Genomic DNA, 21,448 nt, shown 5'->3' on the forward strand with positions numbered 1-21,448 from the left:
ATTGGGCAGGCTGAGATTTTTTTATCAATAAGATTGCAAGTTTTGCGTGCGGCCGTAAACCAGATACTATCTTTTTTTGATACTTTAGTGCTGTACGTAATAATGAAAACTAATATAAATAAAGTAGCGATCGCGCTTTCTGATTTAATGCTTTGGGAATACTAGGGCTATGCGTATATATTTCCAATCCAGCAACCCTTAATATCATGCCGACATTTTTCAACGATACTTTCCACTCCAACGGTTTTATTCCCCACGGACATTGTTATCTCTGGCAAACTGGATTAGTTTCGCTGCACATCATTTCTGATGCCACGATCGCTCTAGCCTATTATTCTATTCCTTTCCTGCTGATTTACTTTATTTATAAGCGTAAAGACGTTCCTTTCAATGGAGTCTTTTTGTTATTTGGTGCTTTTATCATTGCTTGCGGTACTGGACACTTGATGGATATTTGGACGCTTTGGCATCCAAATTATTGGCTTGCAGGTAGTTTAAAAGCTCTAACTGCCATTATTTCGATATATACGGCATTTGCGTTATTTTATCTCATGCCTCAAGCTCTAACACTACCTAGTCCAACCCAGTTAGAAGTTATCAATCGAGCGCTTTCAACTGAAATTGTCGAGCGCAAGCGCATCGAAAAAGAATTACGCCTTGCAGAAGAAGTTGCTCAAAACTCCAGCCAAGCCAAGAGTGAATTTCTTGCCAATATGAGTCATGAACTACGCACACCTCTTAACGGTATTCTAGGCTATACACAAATTCTCCAACGCACAGAATCTTTGAGTGAGAAAGGACGCAAAGGAGTCAGCATCATTTATCAATGTGGTTCTCATCTTTTAACCCTAATTAATGATGTTCTGGATCTCTCCAAAATAGAAGCCCGGAAACTAGAATTGTATCCTGTTGATTTCTATTTACCTGCCTTTATAGATAGCGTGACTGAAATTTCCCGCATCCGAGCAGAACAAAAAGTGATCGCATTTCACGTCCAACTCGATTCTGATTTACCAACGGGCATTCATACTGATGAAAAACGCTTGCGGCAAGTACTGATTAACTTGCTTAGTAATGCCATTAAATTTACTAATGAAGGTACTGTCACCTTCAAAGTTAAGGTCATTAATCAACAATTAAATACTAATGGACAAACTAACTACAAAATTCGTTTTGAAGTAATAGATACTGGTGCGGGGATAATCCCTGAACAAGCACAGAAAATTTTCCAACCCTTTGAACAAGTAGGAAATCAAAAACGACAATCTGAAGGTACAGGCTTGGGATTAGCAATCAGCCAAAACATTGTTTTGTTGATGGGTGGTCAAATTCAAGTCCAAAGTGAATTTGGCAAAGGAAGTACTTTCTGGTTTGAAGCAGAATTTCCAGAATCTAAAGACTGGGCAAAGGTTTCTAGAGTGGTTGAGCAAGGAACTATTATTGGTTATCAAGGACAAAACCGTACTATTTTGATTGCGGATGACAAATGGGAAAATCGATCGGTAATTGTAAATTTACTAGAGCCAGTTGGGTTTACTGTTGTAGAAGCTAGTCAGGGTCAAGAAGGATGGGAAAAGACTCTAGCCCACAAACCAGACTTGATTATCACTGACTTAGTGATGCCTATATTGAATGGGTTTGAGTTGATCGAACGTTTGCGTCAGTCTGAGCAATTTAAAGAGATTGCTGTCATCGCTTCCTCAGCTAGTGTGTTTGCAGCCGACCAGTACAAAAGTATTGATGTAGGTGCAAATGCATTTCTACCAAAGCCTGTAGAAGCTGAAACGCTGCTGGAAATGCTACGACAGTTTTTGCAGCTGGAATGGGTTTTTGATGTGAAAGTAGATGAAATCAAAAAAACCAGTACGGATGCTTTGGATCGACCAAATGAGATGATTTATCCTACGCAAGAGGTTTTACAAGATTTACTCGAACTAACGCAAGACGGTGATATTCAAAAAGTTTTGGAACTGGCCAATGAACTTTCTAAATCTGATGAGCATTTAAGCATTTTTGTCCAGCAAATTGTCCAGCTTGCTAGTAATTTCCAACTCAAACGTTTGGAAACTTTTATTCAACAATATATCAATTAATTTGAGTTAAATTTCAATTGTTAATTCATCATGCTTAAAACCTCAGATACCGGATTTATTTTGATTGTGGATGATAATCCCACAAATTTATCTCTCCTGTGTGAAGCACTCAATAGTGAGGGTTTTCGTTTTCGGGTTGCAGTCGATGGAGAAAGTGCGATCGCTCAAGCCGAACGCAATCAACCAGAGTTGATTTTGCTGGATGTACAAATGCCCGGTATTGACGGATTTGAAACTTGTCGCCGCCTCAAAGCTAATCCTGTTACCCAAAACATTCCGATTATTTTTACTACTGCCTTAGCAGATACGGAAAGCAAAACGAAAGGATTTTCCCTTGGCGCAGTAGACTATATCCCGAAACCCTTTGCCCAAGAAGAAGTGATTGCAAGAGTACGCGTACATTTACAACTCAAACAATTGACTGAATCTTTGGAACAACAAGTTAGCGATCGCACCAGGGCTTTGCAAAAAGCCCAAGTCCAACTAGTACAGCAAGAGAAACTATCAACACTCGGAGAGCTAATCGCTGGTATTGGCCATGAAATCAATAACCCGATCAATTTTATTTCCAGCAATATTCCACCCTTGGAAGAACATATTACAGCAGTAACCGAGTTGCTTCTACTATATGAACAAGAGTATCCCAACCCAACAGCCAAAATTACCAAAACTATTGAGAACTTGGATCTAAACTTTGTTCTCGAAGATATGGGAAAAATCTTGAACTCACTCCATATAGGAAGCGAACGAATTCAAAATCTTTCTAGTTCACTCCGTAGCTTCTCTCGCTCGGATAGTGATGCCAAAATATCTGCTAATTTGCACCAAGGAATAGATAGTACACTGGTTATTTTACAACACCGCCTCAAGGCTAATGGCGATCGTCCCGGTATTGAAGTTATTAAAAATTATGGAATATTACCAGAGGTAAATTGCTATCTAGGGCAAATGAATCAAGTATTTATGAACATTCTCGCAAATGCAATTGATGCCCTTGATGAAGCTATAATGGAAGGCAAAATGAGCAATCTAATTCCTCAAATTAAAATTACCACAGAAATAGATTCTGAACAATTGGTTATAATTCGGATTGCTGACAATGGAATTGGTATTCCTGAACGGCTGAAAAAACGCTTGTTTGAGCCGTTGTTTACGACAAAAAGTGTTGGCAAAGGTACTGGACTTGGCTTGTCGATTGCATATCAAATAGTTGTAGATAAACACAAAGGTGTATTAGAAGTTAATTCTCAACCTGGTATGGGAACCGAGTTTATCATCAAAATTCCCACTTGAGAGGGGTATTTAATTAATGACAAAGCTGCTCAAGCATTTATCATACTGGAGAGTAAGGAAAAATTTTCCTAATACCTAATCCTTAACTTCTATACAGAGTGAACCCAACTTTAGATTCTCAATTAATGGCAGAACGCATAGAATCCCTCAAAGCTGGAATAGTTGGGGGATTATGTATGTGTTTTAGCTTCGCGATCGCCAATCTTTTAAATACTTTAGTACTGGCAAAGTATTTTCAGACACTCGCAAGTCTGCAAAGTGATGTTAATTGGCACTTATGGGTGAGTGGTGCAGTTGCAACTTTTACTGGTTTCCTATTTGGTGTCACCTACCGCTATATCATCCGCTCCGATCGAAATCCTCAACTCAAAGCTGGTGGCGTGTTAGCCTTTGGCTTGGTGCGCGGATTAACTCAAATAGAACTTGGGTGGAATTCTCACAGCACAATTTGGCCTTTTTTGGTATTGGCGGCAGAAAGTTTGTTATGGTTTGCGCTGGCTGCGATCGCCCTTGATATCGCTATTCAATTCCGTTGGGTTAAATCTTTTTCATCAATCTAAATTCCCTTTGCCTAAGTTGCGAAGTTGTGGTATTACAGCTAGCTGTAGTTCAAATAAATCAAAAAGGCTGTAGGCATCACATTTTTGTAGTACCTTAAATACAATAAGCTTACAATAGTGATTGTGTAATTAGTCAAAACCACGTATAAATAACTATTAGTATTAATTATTATTATTACTCTATATAATATGAAAACAAAAAGATCCCACTATTATTTGATAGTCGATTTGGAAGCTACGTGCTGTGACAGTGGGACTATTCCCCGTCACCAAATGGAAATAATTGAAATCGGTGCAGTGATGCTCAATAGAGCAACGTGGGAAATTGATTCCGAGTTTCAGCAATTCATCCGACCTGTGAGACACCCGCAACTGACAGCTTTTTGCACAGAATTGACTAGTATTCGACAGCAAGATGTTGACGAAGCACCAAAATTTTTAGAGGCAATTTCTTGCTTCAAAGAATGGATTAATTTGTTTCCCAATTATATTTTTTGTTCTTGGGGCAATTATGACAAAAAGCAATTTATTCAAGATTGTGCGTTTCATAATTTTCCTTATCCTTTTACTTCAGAACACATAAATATCAAAGAGGAATTTTCAGAATATCTTGGCGTATCTAAAAAATTTGGCATGGCACAGGCTCTCAATGAGTTGGGGATAGAATTAAAAGGCACACACCATCGTGGCATTGATGATGCCCGCAATATTGCAGCGATATACAGACAGATTAAAAGCAAAAAAATCAGGTGAATAAATAATAGAAAAGTTATAGTAGTGTAGCCTAGTTAAAATAGTGGATAAAATCTAGCTATTATGCTGTAAACAAGATGTTCATACAGGCAAATGAGACTCACATACATAATAAAATTAGGAGTCGTATGAATAATTATTATTCTTAATTCAAGAGATTTATTCTTTACAAGGTTTGAATTCTCGGTTTTAAAAATAAAATTTCAGCTAGATTTATTTTGTTTGAGTTAACTGACAACTAAGGTAATATATATAATATTTGGCTTAATGTAACTGCAAAATAACAGTCTACGATCGGGTTATAAGCCAATAATATTGATTTTGAGGCTACAATTTATGATCGGATTTTGGCGAAAAAAAATAGTTTTTTTCTTCACAACAATTGTGTTGACAATTCTGCTAATTTATCACGAACCAGTACCAATAGCTGAGGCACAAACTTCTACACCAACACCTACTAGACCGTTTGCCACTGTAGCTTATCCTAATAGGTCATTAAGTGCTTCTCCCGCACAACTAGCACCATTGCCTTATGCTTATGGGGCACTAGGAAAAGTGATTGATGCTGAAACGATGAAATTGCATCATGATGCACATCATGCTAGCTACGTCAAGAACTTAAATGATGCATTGAAGCAGTATCCAGATTTGCAAAAAAGAAGTGTTGAAGGTTTACTAGTGAATTTGAACAGCGTACCTGAAGTTATTCGGACAAAGGTACGTAATAACGCTGGTGGTCATCTAAATCACACGATTTTTTGGCAACTGATGAGTCCTCAAGGTGGGGGACAACCATCAGGAGCGATCGCTGGAGAAATTAACAAAACTTTTGGCAGCTTTGATGCCTTTAAAAAACAGTTTAATGCAGCGGGTGCAGCTCGTTTCGGTAGTGGTTGGGTTTGGTTAGTACGCAATCCTCAAAAGCAGCTCCAGATTGTTACCACAGCAAATCAGGATAACCCGATTATGGAGGGTTCATATCCGATTATGGGTAACGATCTGTGGGAACACGCTTATTACCTAAAATATCGCAACCGTCGAGCTGAGTATTTGGATAATTGGTGGAATGTAGTGAATTGGCCGCAGATTAACAGGCGATACCTTTCCTTCTCTACGGGACGCTCCTCGAACTAAACGCTACATAAAGGGCTGGTAAAGTATCCTATTTTCATCAGGTTTTACATGCTATGCACATTATCCAGTCTTACGCAAGAGCTTTCTGAAACTCTTATTTCTCCGTGTCCTCTGCGCCCTCTGTGGTTCGTTTTTTCATGATTTTGCGTAAGTCCTGTTCAAGAATGTTTTAATCACTTCTGAGCGCCGTAATTGGGTCAAGACTAGCAGCATTACGAGCCGGAATTACGCCAGCCAGTAACCCAATGACAAACGTTAAACCAAAGCCGAACAGTATTGACCAGAGTGAAATCACGAAGGGAAATTTAAATAGATTTGAGGCGGCAAAGGCGATCGCCAGCGATCGCCTTTTGCAAATTCGCTTGAGCTGAAGCCAGAGATCCCTGTGCTTGAATTAGTTGCCCTTGCAGATTTGAATCATCCATGTATGCGAGGATTTGCCCCGCTTTCACAGAGTCACCTTCATCTACGAGCAATTTCTTTAGCTGTCCAGAACTTTTAGGACTGACGTTGGTTGATTGTTTGGCTTCAACAGTACCGTTGGCTGAGATGGTAATCGGTAAGGTTTCTCGCTTGACTGGGACTGTCTGCATTTTGCTTCTGGCTGACTGAGTGGAGGAAATCACCGTCTGACGGTAAAGGAGGTATCCACCACCAGTGAGTGAACTGAGTATCAATAACCCCATCAGCCATCTTGTCAGTTTGCCTTTTATCAAACCTTCTTTAAAAGGCTTGAGTGTAATTTGTTGGGGAGAATTAAGTGTCATAGGTTATGAATGCACCTTGGTTGTAAACAACAATTGAGTCGTTGCGATCGACTCCTACAAGCAATTGATTAATTAGAAGAATTGCTTGGAGGACGTGCCGGAATTCCCAAGGCTTCCCGCAATTTTTCTTCAGTAACACCAAGCTTTGTAGCTGCCGCTTTTAGGTCGGGACGGCGACGCTCTCCATCTGGTAGATTGGTTGGATTAGTAGGTACTCCCAAAGCTTCTTTTAACTTGGCTTCGGTAACACCAAGTTTTTGAGCCGCGGCTGTAAAATCTATCTGACGGTGCGATCGCCTCCCTTGCGATGGTTGCTCACCCGCTTGAGGGGGTTTTGGGCGGTCAGATTCGGGTTACTACCTGCTTGACCACAGGCTGCAAGCGTGAGGGAAATGGCTGCCAAGGCTAGAAATTGACGAATAATCATAACAATCAATCTTGTTTTGCTGAGATTGGAAAGAGTTGATAGTTTTAATTACACCAGCCCAATATGACAGCTTTCCCTTTGTCTGAATTACAAAATTGTAATAATAGCGATTCTCGTTTGAATGAGTTACACGGGTAGGGTAGCACAGCTAACTGTGCTACCCTAAGTGGTTAATTATTTCTTTCTAAGCCTGATGCTCGTAGACATCGCTGGAAACTAGCGCTCTGACTCTTTGCTAAATCCCTTGATGTAAAATAATTACGAATGACGGATTTTTAAAGTTTGGTGTTTGTTACGGACTATCCATAGTAGAACAATTAGCAATACAAGCGCTTTGATTGTTGATGGCTCCACTACCTTCTTCACTTCCGTGGGGGTTTGAGGAGTAACATTACACGGAACCTCAATTATCTGTGTGTGATTGGAACCATTACCACTAGGAGTCAGATCGCATTCGCCTTTACTGGTGAGAGACAAAGGTGTATTTTCTGGAGAAACAGGTGTAGGTGGTTGAGCTGAAGAAACAGGTGTAGGTGTTTGAGCTGAAGAAACAGGTGTAGGTGTTTGAGCTGAAGAACTATCACCACTCAGTAGTAGAAGCAGAATTAAACCAAGACCCCCAACGCCGATTATTGGCCAAAGTGGAAAGGAATTAGAACTGTCTGGTACCAAGACATCTCCCGTAGAGCCAGGGAAAGCATCAAAAGCTATTGTTTCTCCATCCAACGCTAGTGGATTTTCACTCAGCAAAGTATCTCCTGGGATACCTTCTCCTAAGAGCTGATTAAATTCCGCTGGAATCGCATTATTGGGGCGTCCGAGTTCCCCACCATCTTCGGAGTACGGAAAGGATAGTACTTCAAAAATCTTCTGTTGGAGTTGGTTCTGATTTCCAGAACTCAACACATCCAAGCCTGTAGAGATTTTATCTAAATAAAAATTTGTCATCTCTGGCGACAGACCTAGAGACTGAATCTGCTCTTGAATGTTAGAAATTTTTGAGGCCTCTTCAAACAGCAGTCGTCCGTATGACAATTTCAGGTCTAGTAATCCATTACGAAGGCTAACAGAGTCATTGACTCCTGAGTATGGTGCCCAGTAGAACTGCTTGGTTACAAGTCCGAGTCCTTCTACTGGATTGCGACCAAAAGGTTGTCCAAGAAGGTATTGAGATCCATCCATGATTGTGGGGGATGCATTTCTCCAAAATGAGGCGTAAGGAACCGCAGAGAGATTAGGATTATTGCCGTAGAAGCTAGCGAAATTCTGGAAGTTTTTTTCCCCACCGGCTGCTCGGATCAGAAGGTTTTGATAACTAGTTCCATTGTTTAACTCCACTAATCGTTGGATTACCGATCCAGTCTTATTGCAGGTCAGACCAAATCCTACATCACATCCAGGAATGACTCGCATCTGGCTCAAATTCTGGTTCTTAATTTGGTACTGGAGATACTCAGACTCCAGTCCTTGTTGGATGCCATAGCGTCCAACATTTAGCTGTGCAAAAGCAGACTGACACGTAGTGAGTACTACTGCAACAGATGAAAATGCGATCGCTGCAAAGCGAACTACCTTCGGCATCGCAATTCTTTGAACAATTGATTTAGACAAGATGCACCTCCACTAAACGACAGCTATTTAATTGGGGATTGGGCACAAGAGGCAGAGGGGAAAGACTTACTGCTACTTCTCCCCTGCTGGAATGGCACTAAGAAAAGATACAGCCCTTGCTCTGACTAGTTCCCAGCCTAGAGGCTGGGAACCCATTCTGGGAGGCTCCGCCTCCAGGAGCTTGACAAGAGGCAGAGCCTCTTTTAGATACATTCCCAGCCTGGAGGCTGGGAACAAGACGACACAAGCCTTTGGGCTTTTCTTAGTGCCATTATCCCCTGCTCCTCTGCTCCCCTATTTCCCTACTTTCCCAATTCAACTCTTAGGTAAATAAATGTTGATCGTGATTCCCGTACCTTTAAGGTTTCCTGATGAGAGTGTGTGATACAAGACCATAGCCCTGTTTGGTTGGTCAAAAAGATACCCACGACGTGTAGGTTTGATCTTCCCTTCCTTAACTAAGGAAACGAAGGCTTGTAGATATCTACGTATACCTTGACGATTCTCTTTAGTAGTATTCGTATGATGCTCAATCAGCATCATAAAGAAGTCCAAGCTACGATTTTCCTGACCTTGAATTAGACTGCCTTCATCTAGGAAAGAACTTGCTATGAGCCTGCTATTAACTTGTTTGACCTTAAATAAAGTAAAGTAACGTCCTTCTTTTTTAGGATCGTTCGCATAACAGACCCAGGAACCCTCTTTATTTTGTGTAAAACCCTGTTCAGCAAGGTAAGAAAGCAAAGAATTACTTGTCTTAGTTTGTGGTGGAGGTAATAAATCTTCAATGGGATCTAAAGAGCAAATCCTCTGTGTTGTTTTCCGTGGATAAACAGCAGGTGTCTGCTGAGTATTGACGCGAAAGGGCTGTGTTGTTTTTCGTGGATAAACAGCAGGAGTCTGTTGGGTATTGACGCGAAAGGGGTTGTCATCAGACATTGCCATGCTAGACATTGCAGCCAACGCAGATACTTGGAGAACGATCGCTCCAAACAAACGAACTATGATATTCATGGTTTCCTGTTACTCTTACTGACTTTGTGAATAATCGAATCTTTGCTAGATCGAGATTATCTAGCAGTCCTAAATTATTTATTAAATTTAAGTGTTTGCCTGATTTGATCGAGTAGCTTAAGTTTTTACTCATCAAATAGGACTTTTATATATAGGTAACAAGCCCAAAGAGAATCAATATTTAAATAAAACACACAATGCTAATGTCTTCTTGACAAGACAAATTAGGCTTTTTGATATTTTTACATATACAAAAAACTATTGACATTATGTCAAAACTTTTCTATTTACTCTTGTCTAATTTTTTGCCATCCTAAGAGGGTTTTATGCCTTTATTGCTGGCTATGATGATTCCTAAAAAAGAGCTTTAGCTAGCTCTTCAGTACCTTATATAAGCAGAGTTTAAAAAGCTCTGTGCTTTGCACGTTAGGGCTTTTGTTGATTTCCTGGATAGGTTGAATAATTTTTTGTTTTTTGGAGGTAGCGCACCTAACTAGCTCTTTCAGCATGGTTACAAATTGATGTATAAATAATATCTCCCTGACAGTAAGATAATATTACCATGAGCTTGAGACATGCAACAGTATTGTGGACAGTTATCAAAGTTGTACACTGGGAATCGTAACTACCTCTTCATTAAATTCCATAGCAAATAGGTGAGAGGCAAGCTTAATCTATTTACACATTACTAGTATTTAAGAACTTAATACTATTGTTAGTAAACCACTGTTTTCACGTATTAAATATAACTTTATTTTAGATAAAATACGTACAAGTAAGAGATTGCGATCGCTAACCCAAGTTTTTAATTATCCTTCCAGACGATACCTATGATGGGCTACGCCTATGCTCCAAGCAAAGTTAAGTTAGATTACAAGTATAAAATTGGCGATTTAGCACGCTGTTGCTGTTGTTACCAGAGACCTTATAGGTCTGTAAGACAGAGATTTACGACTTCTCTAATACCAATTCAAAAAATGTTTGCAACAGATAGGGCATCCAAAATAAAATCATAGCCTCAACATTATTCAGGTTGATAATGTTGAGGCTATCAGTGTGACAAGCGGCAAATTATGTCAATAATTGTTGATAAACAGAACTTACGCATTGACAGGTAAGACAAAAAGTGCGTAAGTTCTAAATTAGTTAATTCAATTTAATTTATTACAAAGCACTGCGGCTAGTTAACGCGTTCCACAAGAAGACTGCAACAATGGCACCCAGAACTGCTACTGCAATACCGGGAATACTCAAAGAGGGAGCCGCTAGAGCAAAGCTTCCTGTACTGAAGAATACACCCAAACTACCACCAATAAAAGCACCAACGATTCCTAATAAAATTGTTGCTAAAATTCCGCCGCCTTGATGACCGGGGTAGATAGCCTTTGCGATCGCACCAGCAATTAGACCTAAAACAATCCAAGCAAGAATATTCATTGTTTTTATTTGATAAACGTTTTTTAGTGACAAATACACAATAGCAATCCAAATATTGACATTCAATCTACCAACAGAAGCAATTACTAATAGCCTTGAGGATGAACGCTATTACTTCTTGTGATGAACTCCCTTTATTAAGATGGATAATAAAAAAAAGCTCCTGGTAGGTCTAAAACCAGGAGCTAATAAATTCATTGCTTGATAATTGCAGTATATGCATTTTTAATGATCGTTCTCATCTACTTGAAGCATTGAACTCAGGTTTAAAAGCAGATACTCTTGTAGGTTTGCACTTAAGTTTACTCAACTTGTAGAATTCTGGTGCTGTAAGAGGTTTGCGCTTAGGGGTTGGCGTAGCATTTGTAGTAAGCTAATCAGCATTAAAGTTGCATAATCAGGGCGGGCAAGATGCCCACCCCACAAGATATTGAGGAAATTTTAATATGCAAATTAAATGTGTTTTAGCTTAAAGGGCAATTGCCTGTACTTGCATTAGTGTTAAACAATAAAACCAACTGCTTTGCCAATTTATCGTTCTTGCATTTCTTGCTGACGCATAGGCATAGCGTCAATTTGCTCAAAAATTGCTGTCGCTTGCACTGGTGTAGTTTCTTGGCGCTTAACACCACCATCTTTGCCAATCAAAATGACGCGAAAATTTTCTTTATCAACCCCAAAGCGATTTCGCAAATTGGCAGCAGAAGACTCATCTATTAACTGTCCATTGGCATAGCTTTTATCTGTTGCCAAAACTTTAACCATAACTAAATCCCGATCTTTAAAATCGTTTTGGCGCTGGTTAAATACCTGCATCTGTTGCTGATAGTTATGGTTATCAACAGATGGTGCAAAGATTAGCAGCACCCGGTTTTGCCATTTTTGAGAATTGAGGTTAAATGAAGACATTTTGATAGTATGGGTTGAACCTTGGACAGTACCAGCAATGCTGACGGGCGATAGAACTATAGATACGGCGATCGTTAGGGCAATTAATACTGAGTTATTCACTTTGGAGGTTGTTAGGCTCATAATGACAATGACATGAACGAGGTTTGATGAAATGTCAGAAGCTTGGGCAGACTCTTCTCAACTACAACAGTGGCATCAAGGTATTGAAATGGCTAACCGCAATAACATTTTCTGTCATTGTCGTAGTTGCAGCTATGAATGGGTGGACTCTGTGATGGATGCAGTCTGTAGTAAATGCGGCAGCAAAGATATTGAACATATCTCATGCTGGCAGTTTCCAGATGATTGAATGAGTATCGAGATATGTAGCCGATAAAATAGCGATGTCTACGACGGGCTGCGCCTACGCTACTTTTGACATTTCCTCTCAGAATTCTGGGTGATTGCTTTGTTAAACTGCGGTAATGTCTGCTTGTGCATCTAAAGCGGAATTTGAAAAAATACTCCAGCTTTTCAGATAGATCAACGGTTAACAGTACTCATATCAGGATAGCGATCGCCAGCTGCCACATTTTTTGGTGCAACTGTTTCCAGTCGATTCAAATCTTGTTCAGTCAGGATAATTTCGGTAGCTGCAACATTCTCCTCCAAGTAAGTACGGCGTTTTGTACCAGGAATTGGGACAATATCTTCTCCTTGAGCGAATAGCCATGCTAAAGCAAGCTGACTAGAAGTTACTCCTTTTTCGCTGGCGATCGCTTTGACTTGCTCTACTAATTGTAGGTTTTTATAAAAATTCTCACCTTGAAAACGAGGAGAATTTCTTCGATAGTCATCCGGTGCGAGATCGTCAGGGGTAGCGATCGCACCTGATAAAAATCCTCTTCCTAATGGACTATAGGGAACAAACCCAATTCCTAATTCCCGCACAGTAGGTAAAATTTCATCCTCTGGCTCTCGACTCCAAAGAGAGTATTCTGTTTGCAGTGCAGTAATGGGGTGAACTGCTACAGCCCGTCGAATCGTCGCCGGGGCAGCTTCCGAAAGCCCCAAATAACGCACTTTTCCCAGCTTGACTAACTCTGCCATTGCCCCGACAGTATCTTCAATGGGGACAGTTGGATCTACGCGATGTTGATAATAGAGGTCAATCACTTCCACTCCCAGACGTTTTAACGAGGCATCGCAAGCTTGATGGACATATTCTGGTCTACCATCAACCCCTTTAAAACCACCATCTTCAGTACGGACATTGCCAAATTTAGTTGCTAAAACTACTCGATCTCGGCGATCTTTAATTGCTCTGCCTACTAGTTGCTCGTTGGTAAACGGCCCATACATATCAGCAGTATCAAGAAAATTCACTCCGAGTTCTAATGCCCGATGAATTGTCGCGTAGACGCGAAGCGGCTTGTCGTAGACATCGCCTCAATTTCATCACGACCGCTATAGAACTCAGACATTCCCATGCAACCAAGCCCGATAGTTGAAACTTCTAACCCTTGTTTGCCTAGCTTTCTGGTTCTCATAAAAGAATTTCCTACTCAGTAATTGGTCTTAGAATATTACCCTTTTCAGCATTATCCCTTTCCCTTCCACCAAGTCATCTATTATTAGAAGTATTTACTGATATAAGTACGTTGATTTGTGGGCGCTTCACATTCATTTTACCAGCCGTGTTAAAACAGCTTTTTAGCTTACGCACATTTATTATGTATTTTCTAGTGAATTACTAGCCAGTTGTAGCGAAGCGATGACCAAACGCTGTAAATTGGCTGCTGAGTTATTTTTACAGCGTTGGGTCAACAACTGGCGATTTGTGGTTGTTCTGTTCTGTTGATATCTCATTTAAACTGCAAAATACACAGTTGTAATGCCAAATTGCCAGAACCTTTGAATATGGTATCGTCACTTCAACTTGTTCACTTTTAGCAAAAGTTCGTTAAGCACGCACAATAATGGTCGGTTCTTACATACATCAGTCTGATTGTTATTCGTCAGAATGTAGTGGTGCAATATATTGCACTCTTACAAAAGCTAAATTCAGAGGTAAACTATGTTTCCTTTTTGGGGTAATCCATGTTATGGAAGCGAACCCATTTCGCACAAAGCTAGCTTAGAGCGGAAATTAAAATTCTTAATTTGGCTGCGAGATGATTTAGAGTCCAAACTGGCTGGTATTAATGCTTCTATTGATACCATTCGTCAGCAAATAGAACGTTCAGACTCATCTACTTAGAACTTAGCTGATATAGCAATTCATCCGATCGCCTACCCAATAAGCAGGCGATCGGATGAATTGCAAGTGAATTGACAACTATTAACCAGTCAACTTAATGACACCTTGGCTCACTAAAGATTCAAGCTGAGAATGATGCTGTGTTTGCTCTCGTAGCAACTTGAGTTGCTCGTAACTGAGAATGTGTAATCCTGGCCGGACAACATAACCTTCAATGGTAATGCTTTGTGGCTGCTGGCTGTCGGTGCGATTGTAGCTAATTGAAGGCATATTTACAAAGGGTAAGTCAGAACTGATTAGTAGAAGAGAGTTTGATTCTTCACTCTCTTACAGCTTCACACAAGTTTCTCTTAAAGGGTGACTAAAGGTTGCGTTTGGCTCCCAGTATTAAAAGAAACACAATATCCCCAAGCTAATTGGTATACAAAGCAGGTAAAGCTGACTTGATTAGAAGGGAGTTCCTTTTTCTTTTTTTTGTCGTTGTAATGCTTCTTCGTACCACTCTAATTCATCTAAAAATTGACCGACTCTTTTGGTCAAAGCAGTTTCCTGTGAAGTACCTGCTTCATCCAGAGAGTTTCCAATTTTAGAAATAGCAAAAATGCTTGAAATAGTAGGCATTCCCATCTCTGATAGAAAAGCGCGTAACTGAATGGCTGCCCGTACTCCTCCAAAGCTACCAGATGAGTAACAAACAATACCAGCAGGACGGAAAAAATATTCTTCTAGATAGTGATCCATCAGATTACTCAATCCTGGTTGAATGGAATGGTTGTACTCTCCTGCAACAACTACAAAACCGTCTGCGGTTCGGATATGTTCTGCCAGTTCTTCCATTTTTGCAGGAGCCTGACCTTTGCCATATTCTTTATACATCCGGTTTAAGATACCAAAGTCATACTCCTTTGCATCCGCAAAAATCACCTCATGGTTTCTTTGGTTAAGCTGGTCAATCATGAATCTAGCAGCTTTGATGCCCTGGCGATCGCTCCTGTAGGAACCATAGAAGACTATTGTTTTGAATTTCACGATCGATGATTTTTAATAACTAAATAGTTTTAAGTCTAGGGATACCACCAGCAAGCAATCACACACCACGGATTCGCACCCACCCCCAATCTTTTTCAGCCTTGGGTAGCACCAGTTTTCACAACTTTTTGCAATTTTTGGAGAATGTCTTGTGTGGTGGTGTCAGTGACTGGTGTATACACATCTATATTATTATCGGTGACTGACACCAAAATCAGCGAACAGCAAAAAGTTTACACTCAACACAAAGTCTCAAGCTCTGACTCTCCAGTGATAACTGATAACTGATTTACCCACTGCCCTAAAATTAACTCACGACAATCCTGTAGGTCAACAAACCAATAGACACACTTCCGGTTTTCTTTCGACTCAACCCAAAGAGTCCAGTTTCAAATCAAACTTTATCAATAACTTTTGGGCGATGTCTACAACGATCTACGTCTATGCTTTAGCTATTTTATTGTCAAGTCAATCTCTGTGATTAATAGGTGTGAGCTTTGTGAGCGCATAATCTACACCGTTTGCTAATCACGCATTACTTCAAGGTTAGCCTACACCTGCCCTGCCACTGACCCAAACTCCGTTGCAGTAAGGCTCACCATCAAAAATTGGGAGATTTTACAAAAATATTTTTCAAGGGTGATTTAAGCACAGCATTTGGGAACAATTTATGGAACTCAGGTTTTTGTAGGTACTTAGATGATTTCTAAGTACCTACAAAAAGAAGATAAACCTGTTTAAAAGGCAGCCTGAGTTTCCCCAAAAGGGAATAAATCACCGAACTTGTAATATCTATAAAAATGCTTAATTCTGAAATTCAAAAAGACCTTCGCCATAACTTTACTGTCAGTGTTATTGAAAGTGGATTTTTTGGTTTTGGGAGTGGTTTTGCTTCATTTTTCACGATTCTTCCGCTATTTGTTAGCACTCTTACCGATTCTGCATTGCTCATCGGCTTGATCCCAGCTATTCCACGCTTAGGCTGGCAATTACCTCAGCTATTAACAGCTAATAAAGTAGCTCGTCTACAGTGTTACAAACCAACTGTAATGTTGTTGACAATTCATCAAAAGCTTCCTTTTTTGGGATTAGCACTGGTGGCTTTATTACAACTAGAACTCAATCACCAAACTATCTTACTGTTGACATTTGCCATACTCATTTGGCAAGGGCTAGGTGGTGGGGTTAGCGCCACTGCTTGGCAAAGCATGATTGCTAAAATTGTTCCCTCCAAAAAGATTGGTATTTTTTACGGTACATTAGCAGCATCTGGTAATTTTATGAGTATTTGTGGTGCTGCGATCGCTGGTTTACTACTTAAGGAAATTGCTCAACCATTTAACTTTGCTCTGTGTTTTTTGTGTGCCAGTTTGGCAATGGCTCTATCTTGGTTTTTTATGTCTAGGACGCGAGAGCCAGTAAACACCACATCATCAGCCTTTGAAACTAGACGTGAATTTTGGGACAGTCTGGGTGTAATTCTCCGGTGCGATGAGAATTTTCGTTGCTTTGTGATCGCACGTATGATCTCACAGTTAGCACTGATGCCACTTCCTTTCTATACACTCTATGCCGTACATCAATATGGGATGGGAAAAGCTTCTGTTGGGTTAATTACGACTCTATTGATGGTTACACAAACTATTGCTGGATTAGTTATGGGTTGGTTAGGCGATCGCACGGGTCGTAAGTTAGTCTTGGAAACTGGTTGTATTGCTTGTGCATTCAGTTCAGTTTTAGCTTGTCTAGCACCCAATGCAAACTGGTTTTACTTGGTATTTATAGGAGCGGGAATAGGTATGATGGCTCTGCAAAACATTGCTGCGGTAATGACTTTAGAGTTTGGCAACCAGTACCAACGACCAGCTTATATTGGTCTTGGTAATACCCTTGTTGCCCCTGCCACTATCCTTGCTCCCTTACTAGGTGGATGGATAGTGGAGAATATTGACTATAAAACTACCTTCTTAGTAGCAGCTATCGGGGCATTAGTTACAGCACTGCTTTTGCACGTAGGAGTAAGCAATCCACGCGATCTTGAACAGAATTTTAGTAACGATTCAGTTAATGTTTTGCCTGAGTAGTAAGCATCTGATACTAATTCGTAATTCCTAATTTGAATGTGCTAGCGCGCTGGCTGCTCATAATTAGGAGCCAGCAGAAGACAGGAGGAAAATATACAAGGCTAAAATTTAGGTAAATTAAGTGTGCTTCCAAGGAGAGGTATTCTTATGGTTAGAAAATTTACTGGCGGTTGTCTATGCGGATCTGTGCGCTACGAATGTTCAGCGGAACCCATTACAACAGGGAATTGCCACTGTCGTGATTGTCAACGAGCCACAGGAAGTGCCTATGCCTCTGGACTTCTGGTGCCGCAGAGTGCAGTGACTATTACCGGAGATGTGAAATACTATGACGTGGTTGGTGATAGCGGAAGCATTGTTGGTCGAGGCTTTTGCCCAAACTGCGGTTCCCGATTATTTAGCAAGCCCCCGATCCCTGAGCTTATGGGTATTATGGCAGGAAGTCTCGATGACGCAAGCTGGTTTCAACCTGCGATGGATCTTTACACAGCCAGTGCCCAGCCGTGGGATTACATGAACCCACATCTACCCAAGTTCGCTAAGATGCCACGCACGGAGTAGGATCTAGTAAGTTGTTCTGTCGTGAATACCTACTTGCCCTTTTCCCAAGACTTTAGACCAGATTTGGGCAAGTAACTCTTCAAGTTGCGATCGCGGTGCAATCATATCTATCGAATGATATTATTGCTCTACTTCTCATCTGGTTGGATAACCATGAGGAACAGCAATGAATTAACTCAGTGAAATCAGTCAGCTTGAAATTTGAAGTGTCAAGATAAATCTGACTCGCTAGGATAGCATTAGAAATTTATCGCATTTGAATATGACCAAGGAAGATACTCCACTTACAGGAGACGCACTGATTAAAGAAGTCTGTCGGCGGATTCGAGTAGCCCGCAGCTATTGGGATGCTCACAACAATGCTGCTTGTCGGGGCGAACGCGATCGCGCTTTAGCCCTTTACAACACCCTGACTAAAGAACAAAAAGACCAGATTCCGCAAGTGTTGCGGGTGTGGTTGCGTTACCGCAGTGAGAAATATTTTGGCGCACATAGAACGCCGCCAAAGTCAGCACGAAAATCAAAATATATCTAATTTATATTACCCACCTGAAGACCAGCGTATAGGCAACAGTGCGCCCACGCTAAAAACCACAGCTAACCCACCCATACCAAACATTCCCCAAGGTACTAAACCTTCTAGCGGATTAACGACACGCGCAGTACTTATGGGTTGTTGAGGATTGTAACGTATCACCACCATCTGGCCGTTGCTGGAGCGGTAGGACTCATAATTGCCTGTAAAGCGAGTGCGTTTACCGTTGGCTAAAAACTCGATAACTGGCGCATAGGTTTCTTTTTGCTCATTGTTATTCGTACTGCTGCGATCGCGACGACTAATGCTGTCTACCACCGTACCACGTGTTTCGTTTAGCGTTGCACCTTCGTGGGCAATTATGTTACGTACCCAAAAACCGCCCCCAATGAACAGCAATCCAATGGCCAGTCCAATACTTGCGCTTAGTTTGTCGTCAAAAGTATTTTGGTGAGGTTGGAAATTCATGGGTTTGAGGATGGCACAACAATAAATTTCATCACAGCATCTCGATTACAGCTTACATTTGAAACATTTTTATTTGGCACCACTAACCTTATAACTGCGTCAAATATCTTGCAGCTAAATTACTACATCAGAAAACTGATGCAGTAATTTAACGTTTATATGGTATTAAATATAACCAATTAACCTCATTTAGTAAGCAGAAGTAATGACAACTCAGTTTTGGGAAAAAAGTAGAGAAATTAATGCAACTCTAACTAACTTACTATTTAAGCCTGTACATAGACGAGTACTAGTAGGTCTAAGCAAGCTTCAAGAGACATCGCGGTGGCTTTTGAAAAAGCGTCTGCTGCCATTATTATGTTTGATATCATTCTTTCTAATATTGCTACTAAACAGTTTTGCCCCTGCCGTTGCCCAACTACCTCCTCAACCTCGTCAGGAAATTCGGGGAGTGTGGCTAAGTGGTAACGATTTTAGCGTTTTTAGAAATCGTTCACAGGTGCAAGCAGCTATGAGCCAACTGCGGCAGTTAAACTTTAATACTGTTTATCCCGTAGTTTGGAATGATGGTTATACACAATACCCCAGCGCTATCATGCAGGAAAAGAGAATACCCTTTTTCTTCAAGGGAGCAGATGGACAAGATGTAATTGCAGACATCATCACTCAAGCCCGCAGCCAAGGGTTACTAGCAATACCCTGGTTTGAATTTGGTTTTATGGTTCCTCTAACTTCGGAACTCGCATCGCAGCATCCAGATTGGCTAACACAAAAAGGAGATGGGACTCAAACTTCAATTAGTGCTGCTGGTGAAGTAGCGTGGTTGAATCCCTTTCACCCGGAAGTACAAAATTTTATCAGGGAACTTGTCGTGGAAGTTATCGCTAAATACGATGCTGATGGCGTTCAATTTGACGACCACATGAGTTTACCTGTGGATTTTGGTTATGATAAGTACACGATAAGTCTATATACTCAAGAAACTGGCAATCCTCCACCACCTAATCCCCAAGCCCAAGCATGGATAAAATGGCGGGCAGATAAAATTACTGCCTTCATGGTAGACCTTTACCAAACTGTGAAAGCCAGAAAACCGAATGCCATTTTTTCAGTTGCTCCTAATTACTATAATTTCGCCTATAAAATGCAACTGCAAGATTGGCTCAACTGGGTACGGTTGGGTATTGTTGATGAGTTGGTCATGCAGGTGTACCGTAATGATTTGGAAAGTTTTATCGCTCAAATTACCCGCCCAGAAATTTTAGAAACTCAACAAATCATCCCAACTGGTATCGGGATTATGGCGGGTTTACGAAATCGCCCAGTTTCTATACCACAAATCAAATCCCAGGTAGAAGCAGCGCAACAACGTGGTTTAGGTATCGGTTTTTTCTACTACGAAAGCCTTTGGGATATTGCCCCTGAACCAGCAGCAGAACGCCAGTCGGCATTTGCGGCTCTTTTCCCAAATTCAGCGTTGCGCGATATCTCGCAAAATACACCCCGCAAGGCAACTTTTAACACCATAAGCTTACCTTTATATCCAAAACCTTCCCTTGGGCAACGTGTTCGCGGCTATTTTTTGGAAGTTGCGATCGCAAATGGTCAACCAAAACGTATTTTATTAGATACAGGGTCAGCAGGGCTAAGAGTTCCCAAAGAGTTTTTAGGTAATTCTCCGATCCAAAGAACAGGTCAAAATATCAAGGAGGTATTAAGCGATGGTACTATCCTGGAAGGAGAATTAGTTTACACTAATGTCCGATTTGGTTTGATTCCCACCGCCGAACCTGTTCCCGTACAGGTTGTTACTAGTCGCCAATGTACTGCCCAAAAACCTAAGTGTTCAGCCAATAGTGGTGTACCATTTTCGGGAATTATCGGTGTTAACTATTTTGAAAAATCACTTCCCTATAACCCGTTAAGAAAATTATCAGGAAATCTGAGTAACGGATTTATTGTCACTGGAAATGGTGGTAGTAATAATGGCAGCCTAATTCTCGGTTTAACTGCCGAGAATCAAGCAGGTTTCAAAATGGCTTCTTGGAGTCAACAACCCGAAATTAATGGTGTACCCGGTAAAAGATGGGATTCTCGACTGAACAAAGTTTGTTTAACTATTGCTGGGAGTTCTGCAAAAAATTTGTGTAATAGCAGAGCGATCGCTGATACTGGAACTATTAATGGTTTGACTGAATTCAAGTCAGCTTCTACAGCAGGTAAACTCGAACCCGGAGTATTAGGATCGGCAAATGCTGTGAAAGTAGGAATTAATGGCATTTTTGATTACAGTTTGACACCAGGAAGCCGTGACGGATTTAATCGCTGGAATTTGAGTATCTCGCCACAATCAGAACTGACTATATTTGTAAATCCTGGAATCGCTTTGTTTGATAAATACGATGTACTCTTTGACCAAGTTAATGGTAAACAAGGTTTTCGCAGTCGGCGATAAGAAAAAAGTAAAGACTTGCTTACTCAGAGAGCGTTCAACTAACCTAGGATTTACACAAACATTACCGAAACCCTGA

24 protein-coding genes and 1 pseudogene are annotated in these 21,448 nt (G+C 40.7%); 11 read left to right on the forward strand and 14 right to left on the reverse strand.

From position 1 onward, the window contains the following. The first annotated feature begins 206 nt into the window (after nucleotides 1–206). The 5 genes from ACM0OX_RS13035 to ACM0OX_RS13055 all read left to right on the forward strand — a co-directional run bounded on the left by ACM0OX_RS13035 (nucleotide 207) and on the right by ACM0OX_RS13055 (nucleotide 5,833). Nucleotides 207–2,093, forward strand: a complete 1,887-nt coding sequence (locus tag ACM0OX_RS13035) for an ATP-binding protein (RefSeq protein ID WP_414515305.1) — start codon at nucleotides 207–209, stop codon at nucleotides 2,091–2,093. A 30-nt stretch (nucleotides 2,094–2,123) separates the two neighbouring features. Further along, nucleotides 2,124–3,386, forward strand: a complete 1,263-nt coding sequence (locus ACM0OX_RS13040) for a sensor histidine kinase (protein ID WP_414515306.1) — start codon at nucleotides 2,124–2,126, stop codon at nucleotides 3,384–3,386. 125 nt (nucleotides 3,387–3,511) lie between these two features. Then, entirely contained in the window at nucleotides 3,512–3,946 is a 435-nt protein-coding gene (locus tag ACM0OX_RS13045) for a hypothetical protein (protein WP_414515373.1), read from the forward strand. A gap of 189 nt (nucleotides 3,947–4,135) precedes the next feature. Beyond that, complete coding sequence (locus tag ACM0OX_RS13050; RefSeq protein ID WP_414515308.1) at nucleotides 4,136–4,699, forward strand: exonuclease domain-containing protein; 564 nt, start codon at nucleotides 4,136–4,138, stop codon at nucleotides 4,697–4,699. Between the two features lie 336 nt (nucleotides 4,700–5,035). Further along, nucleotides 5,036–5,833 carry a superoxide dismutase gene (locus ACM0OX_RS13055; protein WP_414515310.1) on the forward strand — a complete coding sequence of 266 codons (798 nt, stop codon included), beginning with the start codon at nucleotides 5,036–5,038 and terminating at the stop codon, nucleotides 5,831–5,833. 169 nt (nucleotides 5,834–6,002) lie between these two features. Here the strand turns inward: ACM0OX_RS13055 and ACM0OX_RS13060 are convergent. The 8 genes and pseudogenes from ACM0OX_RS13060 to ACM0OX_RS13095 form a co-directional block, all read right to left on the reverse strand. Further along, nucleotides 6,003–6,173: pseudogene (locus tag ACM0OX_RS13060) on the reverse strand (ABC transporter permease); the annotation flags it as partial. Then, entirely contained in the window at nucleotides 6,139–6,600 is a 462-nt protein-coding gene (locus ACM0OX_RS13065; protein ID WP_414515312.1) for an efflux RND transporter periplasmic adaptor subunit, read from the reverse strand. The pseudogene ACM0OX_RS13060 and the gene ACM0OX_RS13065, both read right to left, overlap by 35 nt. 68 nt (nucleotides 6,601–6,668) lie before the next feature. Next, nucleotides 6,669–6,821: a hypothetical protein gene (locus tag ACM0OX_RS13070; protein WP_414515313.1), complete on the reverse strand. Its 153-nt coding sequence runs from the start codon at nucleotides 6,819–6,821 to the stop codon at nucleotides 6,669–6,671. 56 nt (nucleotides 6,822–6,877) lie between these two features. Continuing rightward, entirely contained in the window at nucleotides 6,878–7,027 is a 150-nt protein-coding gene (locus ACM0OX_RS13075) for a hypothetical protein (RefSeq protein ID WP_414515314.1), read from the reverse strand. A 258-nt stretch (nucleotides 7,028–7,285) separates the two neighbouring features. Next, a complete protein-coding gene (locus ACM0OX_RS13080) occupies nucleotides 7,286–8,638 on the reverse strand; it encodes a hypothetical protein (RefSeq protein WP_414515316.1) in 1,353 nt (450 codons plus the stop codon). Nucleotides 8,639–8,953: 315 nt separating this feature from the next. After that, on the reverse strand, nucleotides 8,954–9,652 hold the full coding sequence (locus ACM0OX_RS13085; RefSeq protein WP_414515317.1) for a hypothetical protein: 699 nt from the start codon (nucleotides 9,650–9,652) through the stop codon (nucleotides 8,954–8,956). Between the two features lie 1,164 nt (nucleotides 9,653–10,816). Next, nucleotides 10,817–11,089, reverse strand: coding sequence for a GlsB/YeaQ/YmgE family stress response membrane protein (locus ACM0OX_RS13090; RefSeq protein WP_104909288.1), 273 nt, complete (start codon nucleotides 11,087–11,089; stop codon nucleotides 10,817–10,819). A 531-nt stretch (nucleotides 11,090–11,620) separates the two neighbouring features. After that, the gene (locus ACM0OX_RS13095) at nucleotides 11,621–12,121 is read right to left on the reverse strand and encodes a DUF4174 domain-containing protein (RefSeq protein WP_414515318.1); all 501 of its coding nucleotides are present in this window, start codon (nucleotides 12,119–12,121) and stop codon (nucleotides 11,621–11,623) included. Nucleotides 12,122–12,152: 31 nt separating this feature from the next. Between ACM0OX_RS13095 and ACM0OX_RS13100 the strand changes: the two genes are divergently transcribed. Beyond that, nucleotides 12,153–12,350, forward strand: coding sequence for a hypothetical protein (locus ACM0OX_RS13100; protein WP_414515320.1), 198 nt, complete (start codon nucleotides 12,153–12,155; stop codon nucleotides 12,348–12,350). A 173-nt stretch (nucleotides 12,351–12,523) separates the two neighbouring features. Here the strand turns inward: ACM0OX_RS13100 and ACM0OX_RS13105 are convergent, their stop codons facing one another. The 3 genes from ACM0OX_RS13105 to ACM0OX_RS13115 all read right to left on the reverse strand — a co-directional run bounded on the left by ACM0OX_RS13105 (nucleotide 12,524) and on the right by ACM0OX_RS13115 (nucleotide 13,849). Further along, nucleotides 12,524–13,366, reverse strand: coding sequence for an aldo/keto reductase (locus ACM0OX_RS13105; protein WP_414515322.1), 843 nt, complete (start codon nucleotides 13,364–13,366; stop codon nucleotides 12,524–12,526). An 8-nt stretch (nucleotides 13,367–13,374) separates the two neighbouring features. Beyond that, complete coding sequence (locus tag ACM0OX_RS13110) at nucleotides 13,375–13,530, reverse strand: hypothetical protein (RefSeq protein WP_414515323.1); 156 nt, start codon at nucleotides 13,528–13,530, stop codon at nucleotides 13,375–13,377. Between the two features lie 181 nt (nucleotides 13,531–13,711). Beyond that, nucleotides 13,712–13,849 carry a hypothetical protein gene (locus tag ACM0OX_RS13115; RefSeq protein WP_414515324.1) on the reverse strand — a complete coding sequence of 46 codons (138 nt, stop codon included), beginning with the start codon at nucleotides 13,847–13,849 and terminating at the stop codon, nucleotides 13,712–13,714. Between the two features lie 208 nt (nucleotides 13,850–14,057). On the opposite strand from ACM0OX_RS13115, the gene ACM0OX_RS13120 reads away from it, so the two are divergent. Beyond that, entirely contained in the window at nucleotides 14,058–14,240 is a 183-nt protein-coding gene (locus ACM0OX_RS13120) for a hypothetical protein (RefSeq protein ID WP_289798102.1), read from the forward strand. 81 nt (nucleotides 14,241–14,321) lie between these two features. On the opposite strand, the gene ACM0OX_RS13125 is transcribed toward ACM0OX_RS13120, so the two are convergent. Together ACM0OX_RS13125 and ACM0OX_RS13130 are read right to left on the reverse strand one after the other, a co-directional pair. After that, complete coding sequence (locus ACM0OX_RS13125) at nucleotides 14,322–14,510, reverse strand: hypothetical protein (RefSeq protein WP_334703386.1); 189 nt, start codon at nucleotides 14,508–14,510, stop codon at nucleotides 14,322–14,324. A 177-nt stretch (nucleotides 14,511–14,687) separates the two neighbouring features. After that, nucleotides 14,688–15,269: an NADPH-dependent FMN reductase gene (locus ACM0OX_RS13130; RefSeq protein WP_414515325.1), complete on the reverse strand. Its 582-nt coding sequence runs from the start codon at nucleotides 15,267–15,269 to the stop codon at nucleotides 14,688–14,690. A gap of 800 nt (nucleotides 15,270–16,069) precedes the next feature. On the opposite strand from ACM0OX_RS13130, the gene ACM0OX_RS13135 reads away from it, so the two are divergent. From ACM0OX_RS13135 to ACM0OX_RS13145, 3 genes are all read left to right on the forward strand, one after another. After that, nucleotides 16,070–17,353, forward strand: a complete 1,284-nt coding sequence (locus ACM0OX_RS13135; protein ID WP_414515328.1) for an MFS transporter — start codon at nucleotides 16,070–16,072, stop codon at nucleotides 17,351–17,353. A gap of 147 nt (nucleotides 17,354–17,500) precedes the next feature. After that, nucleotides 17,501–17,914 (forward strand): GFA family protein, encoded by a 414-nt coding sequence (locus tag ACM0OX_RS13140; RefSeq protein WP_414515329.1) that lies wholly within the window; start codon nucleotides 17,501–17,503, stop codon nucleotides 17,912–17,914. Nucleotides 17,915–18,176: 262 nt separating this feature from the next. Continuing rightward, on the forward strand, nucleotides 18,177–18,449 hold the full coding sequence (locus ACM0OX_RS13145) for a Precorrin-3B methylase (protein ID WP_414515331.1): 273 nt from the start codon (nucleotides 18,177–18,179) through the stop codon (nucleotides 18,447–18,449). 6 nt (nucleotides 18,450–18,455) lie between these two features. Here ACM0OX_RS13145 and ACM0OX_RS13150 read toward each other — a convergent pair whose 3' ends face one another. Further along, on the reverse strand, nucleotides 18,456–18,917 hold the full coding sequence (locus ACM0OX_RS13150; protein ID WP_414515333.1) for a DUF3592 domain-containing protein: 462 nt from the start codon (nucleotides 18,915–18,917) through the stop codon (nucleotides 18,456–18,458). A 205-nt stretch (nucleotides 18,918–19,122) separates the two neighbouring features. Between ACM0OX_RS13150 and ACM0OX_RS13155 the strand changes: the two genes are divergently transcribed. Further along, nucleotides 19,123–21,372 carry a family 10 glycosylhydrolase gene (locus ACM0OX_RS13155; RefSeq protein WP_414515335.1) on the forward strand — a complete coding sequence of 750 codons (2,250 nt, stop codon included), beginning with the start codon at nucleotides 19,123–19,125 and terminating at the stop codon, nucleotides 21,370–21,372. Nucleotides 21,373–21,448 lie beyond the last annotated feature (76 nt).

The organism is Nostoc sp. PCC 9305 (assembly GCF_963920915.1).
Classification (GTDB): domain Bacteria; phylum Cyanobacteriota; class Cyanobacteriia; order Cyanobacteriales; family Nostocaceae; genus Nostoc.

Coding starts and splice junctions, on each gene's coding strand:
- ACM0OX_RS13035 (WP_414515305.1), top strand. CDS start 207: ATGCCGACATTTTTCAACGATACTTTCCACTCCAACGGTTTTATTCCC.
- ACM0OX_RS13040 (WP_414515306.1), top strand. CDS start 2,124: ATGCTTAAAACCTCAGATACCGGATTTATTTTGATTGTGGATGATAAT.
- ACM0OX_RS13045 (WP_414515373.1), top strand. CDS start 3,512: ATGGCAGAACGCATAGAATCCCTCAAAGCTGGAATAGTTGGGGGATTA.
- ACM0OX_RS13050 (WP_414515308.1), top strand. CDS start 4,136: ATGAAAACAAAAAGATCCCACTATTATTTGATAGTCGATTTGGAAGCT.
- ACM0OX_RS13055 (WP_414515310.1), top strand. CDS start 5,036: ATGATCGGATTTTGGCGAAAAAAAATAGTTTTTTTCTTCACAACAATT.
- ACM0OX_RS13065 (WP_414515312.1), bottom strand. CDS start 6,600: ATGACACTTAATTCTCCCCAACAAATTACACTCAAGCCTTTTAAAGAA.
- ACM0OX_RS13075 (WP_414515314.1), bottom strand. CDS start 7,027: ATGATTATTCGTCAATTTCTAGCCTTGGCAGCCATTTCCCTCACGCTT.
- ACM0OX_RS13085 (WP_414515317.1), bottom strand. CDS start 9,652: ATGAATATCATAGTTCGTTTGTTTGGAGCGATCGTTCTCCAAGTATCT.
- ACM0OX_RS13090 (WP_104909288.1), bottom strand. CDS start 11,089: ATGAATATTCTTGCTTGGATTGTTTTAGGTCTAATTGCTGGTGCGATC.
- ACM0OX_RS13095 (WP_414515318.1), bottom strand. CDS start 12,121: ATGAGCCTAACAACCTCCAAAGTGAATAACTCAGTATTAATTGCCCTA.
- ACM0OX_RS13100 (WP_414515320.1), top strand. CDS start 12,153: ATGTCAGAAGCTTGGGCAGACTCTTCTCAACTACAACAGTGGCATCAA.
- ACM0OX_RS13110 (WP_414515323.1), bottom strand. CDS start 13,530: ATGAGAACCAGAAAGCTAGGCAAACAAGGGTTAGAAGTTTCAACTATC.
- ACM0OX_RS13115 (WP_414515324.1), bottom strand. CDS start 13,849: ATGAGATATCAACAGAACAGAACAACCACAAATCGCCAGTTGTTGACC.
- ACM0OX_RS13120 (WP_289798102.1), top strand. CDS start 14,058: ATGTTTCCTTTTTGGGGTAATCCATGTTATGGAAGCGAACCCATTTCG.
- ACM0OX_RS13125 (WP_334703386.1), bottom strand. CDS start 14,510: ATGCCTTCAATTAGCTACAATCGCACCGACAGCCAGCAGCCACAAAGC.
- ACM0OX_RS13135 (WP_414515328.1), top strand. CDS start 16,070: ATGCTTAATTCTGAAATTCAAAAAGACCTTCGCCATAACTTTACTGTC.
- ACM0OX_RS13140 (WP_414515329.1), top strand. CDS start 17,501: ATGGTTAGAAAATTTACTGGCGGTTGTCTATGCGGATCTGTGCGCTAC.
- ACM0OX_RS13145 (WP_414515331.1), top strand. CDS start 18,177: ATGACCAAGGAAGATACTCCACTTACAGGAGACGCACTGATTAAAGAA.
- ACM0OX_RS13150 (WP_414515333.1), bottom strand. CDS start 18,917: ATGAATTTCCAACCTCACCAAAATACTTTTGACGACAAACTAAGCGCA.
- ACM0OX_RS13155 (WP_414515335.1), top strand. CDS start 19,123: ATGACAACTCAGTTTTGGGAAAAAAGTAGAGAAATTAATGCAACTCTA.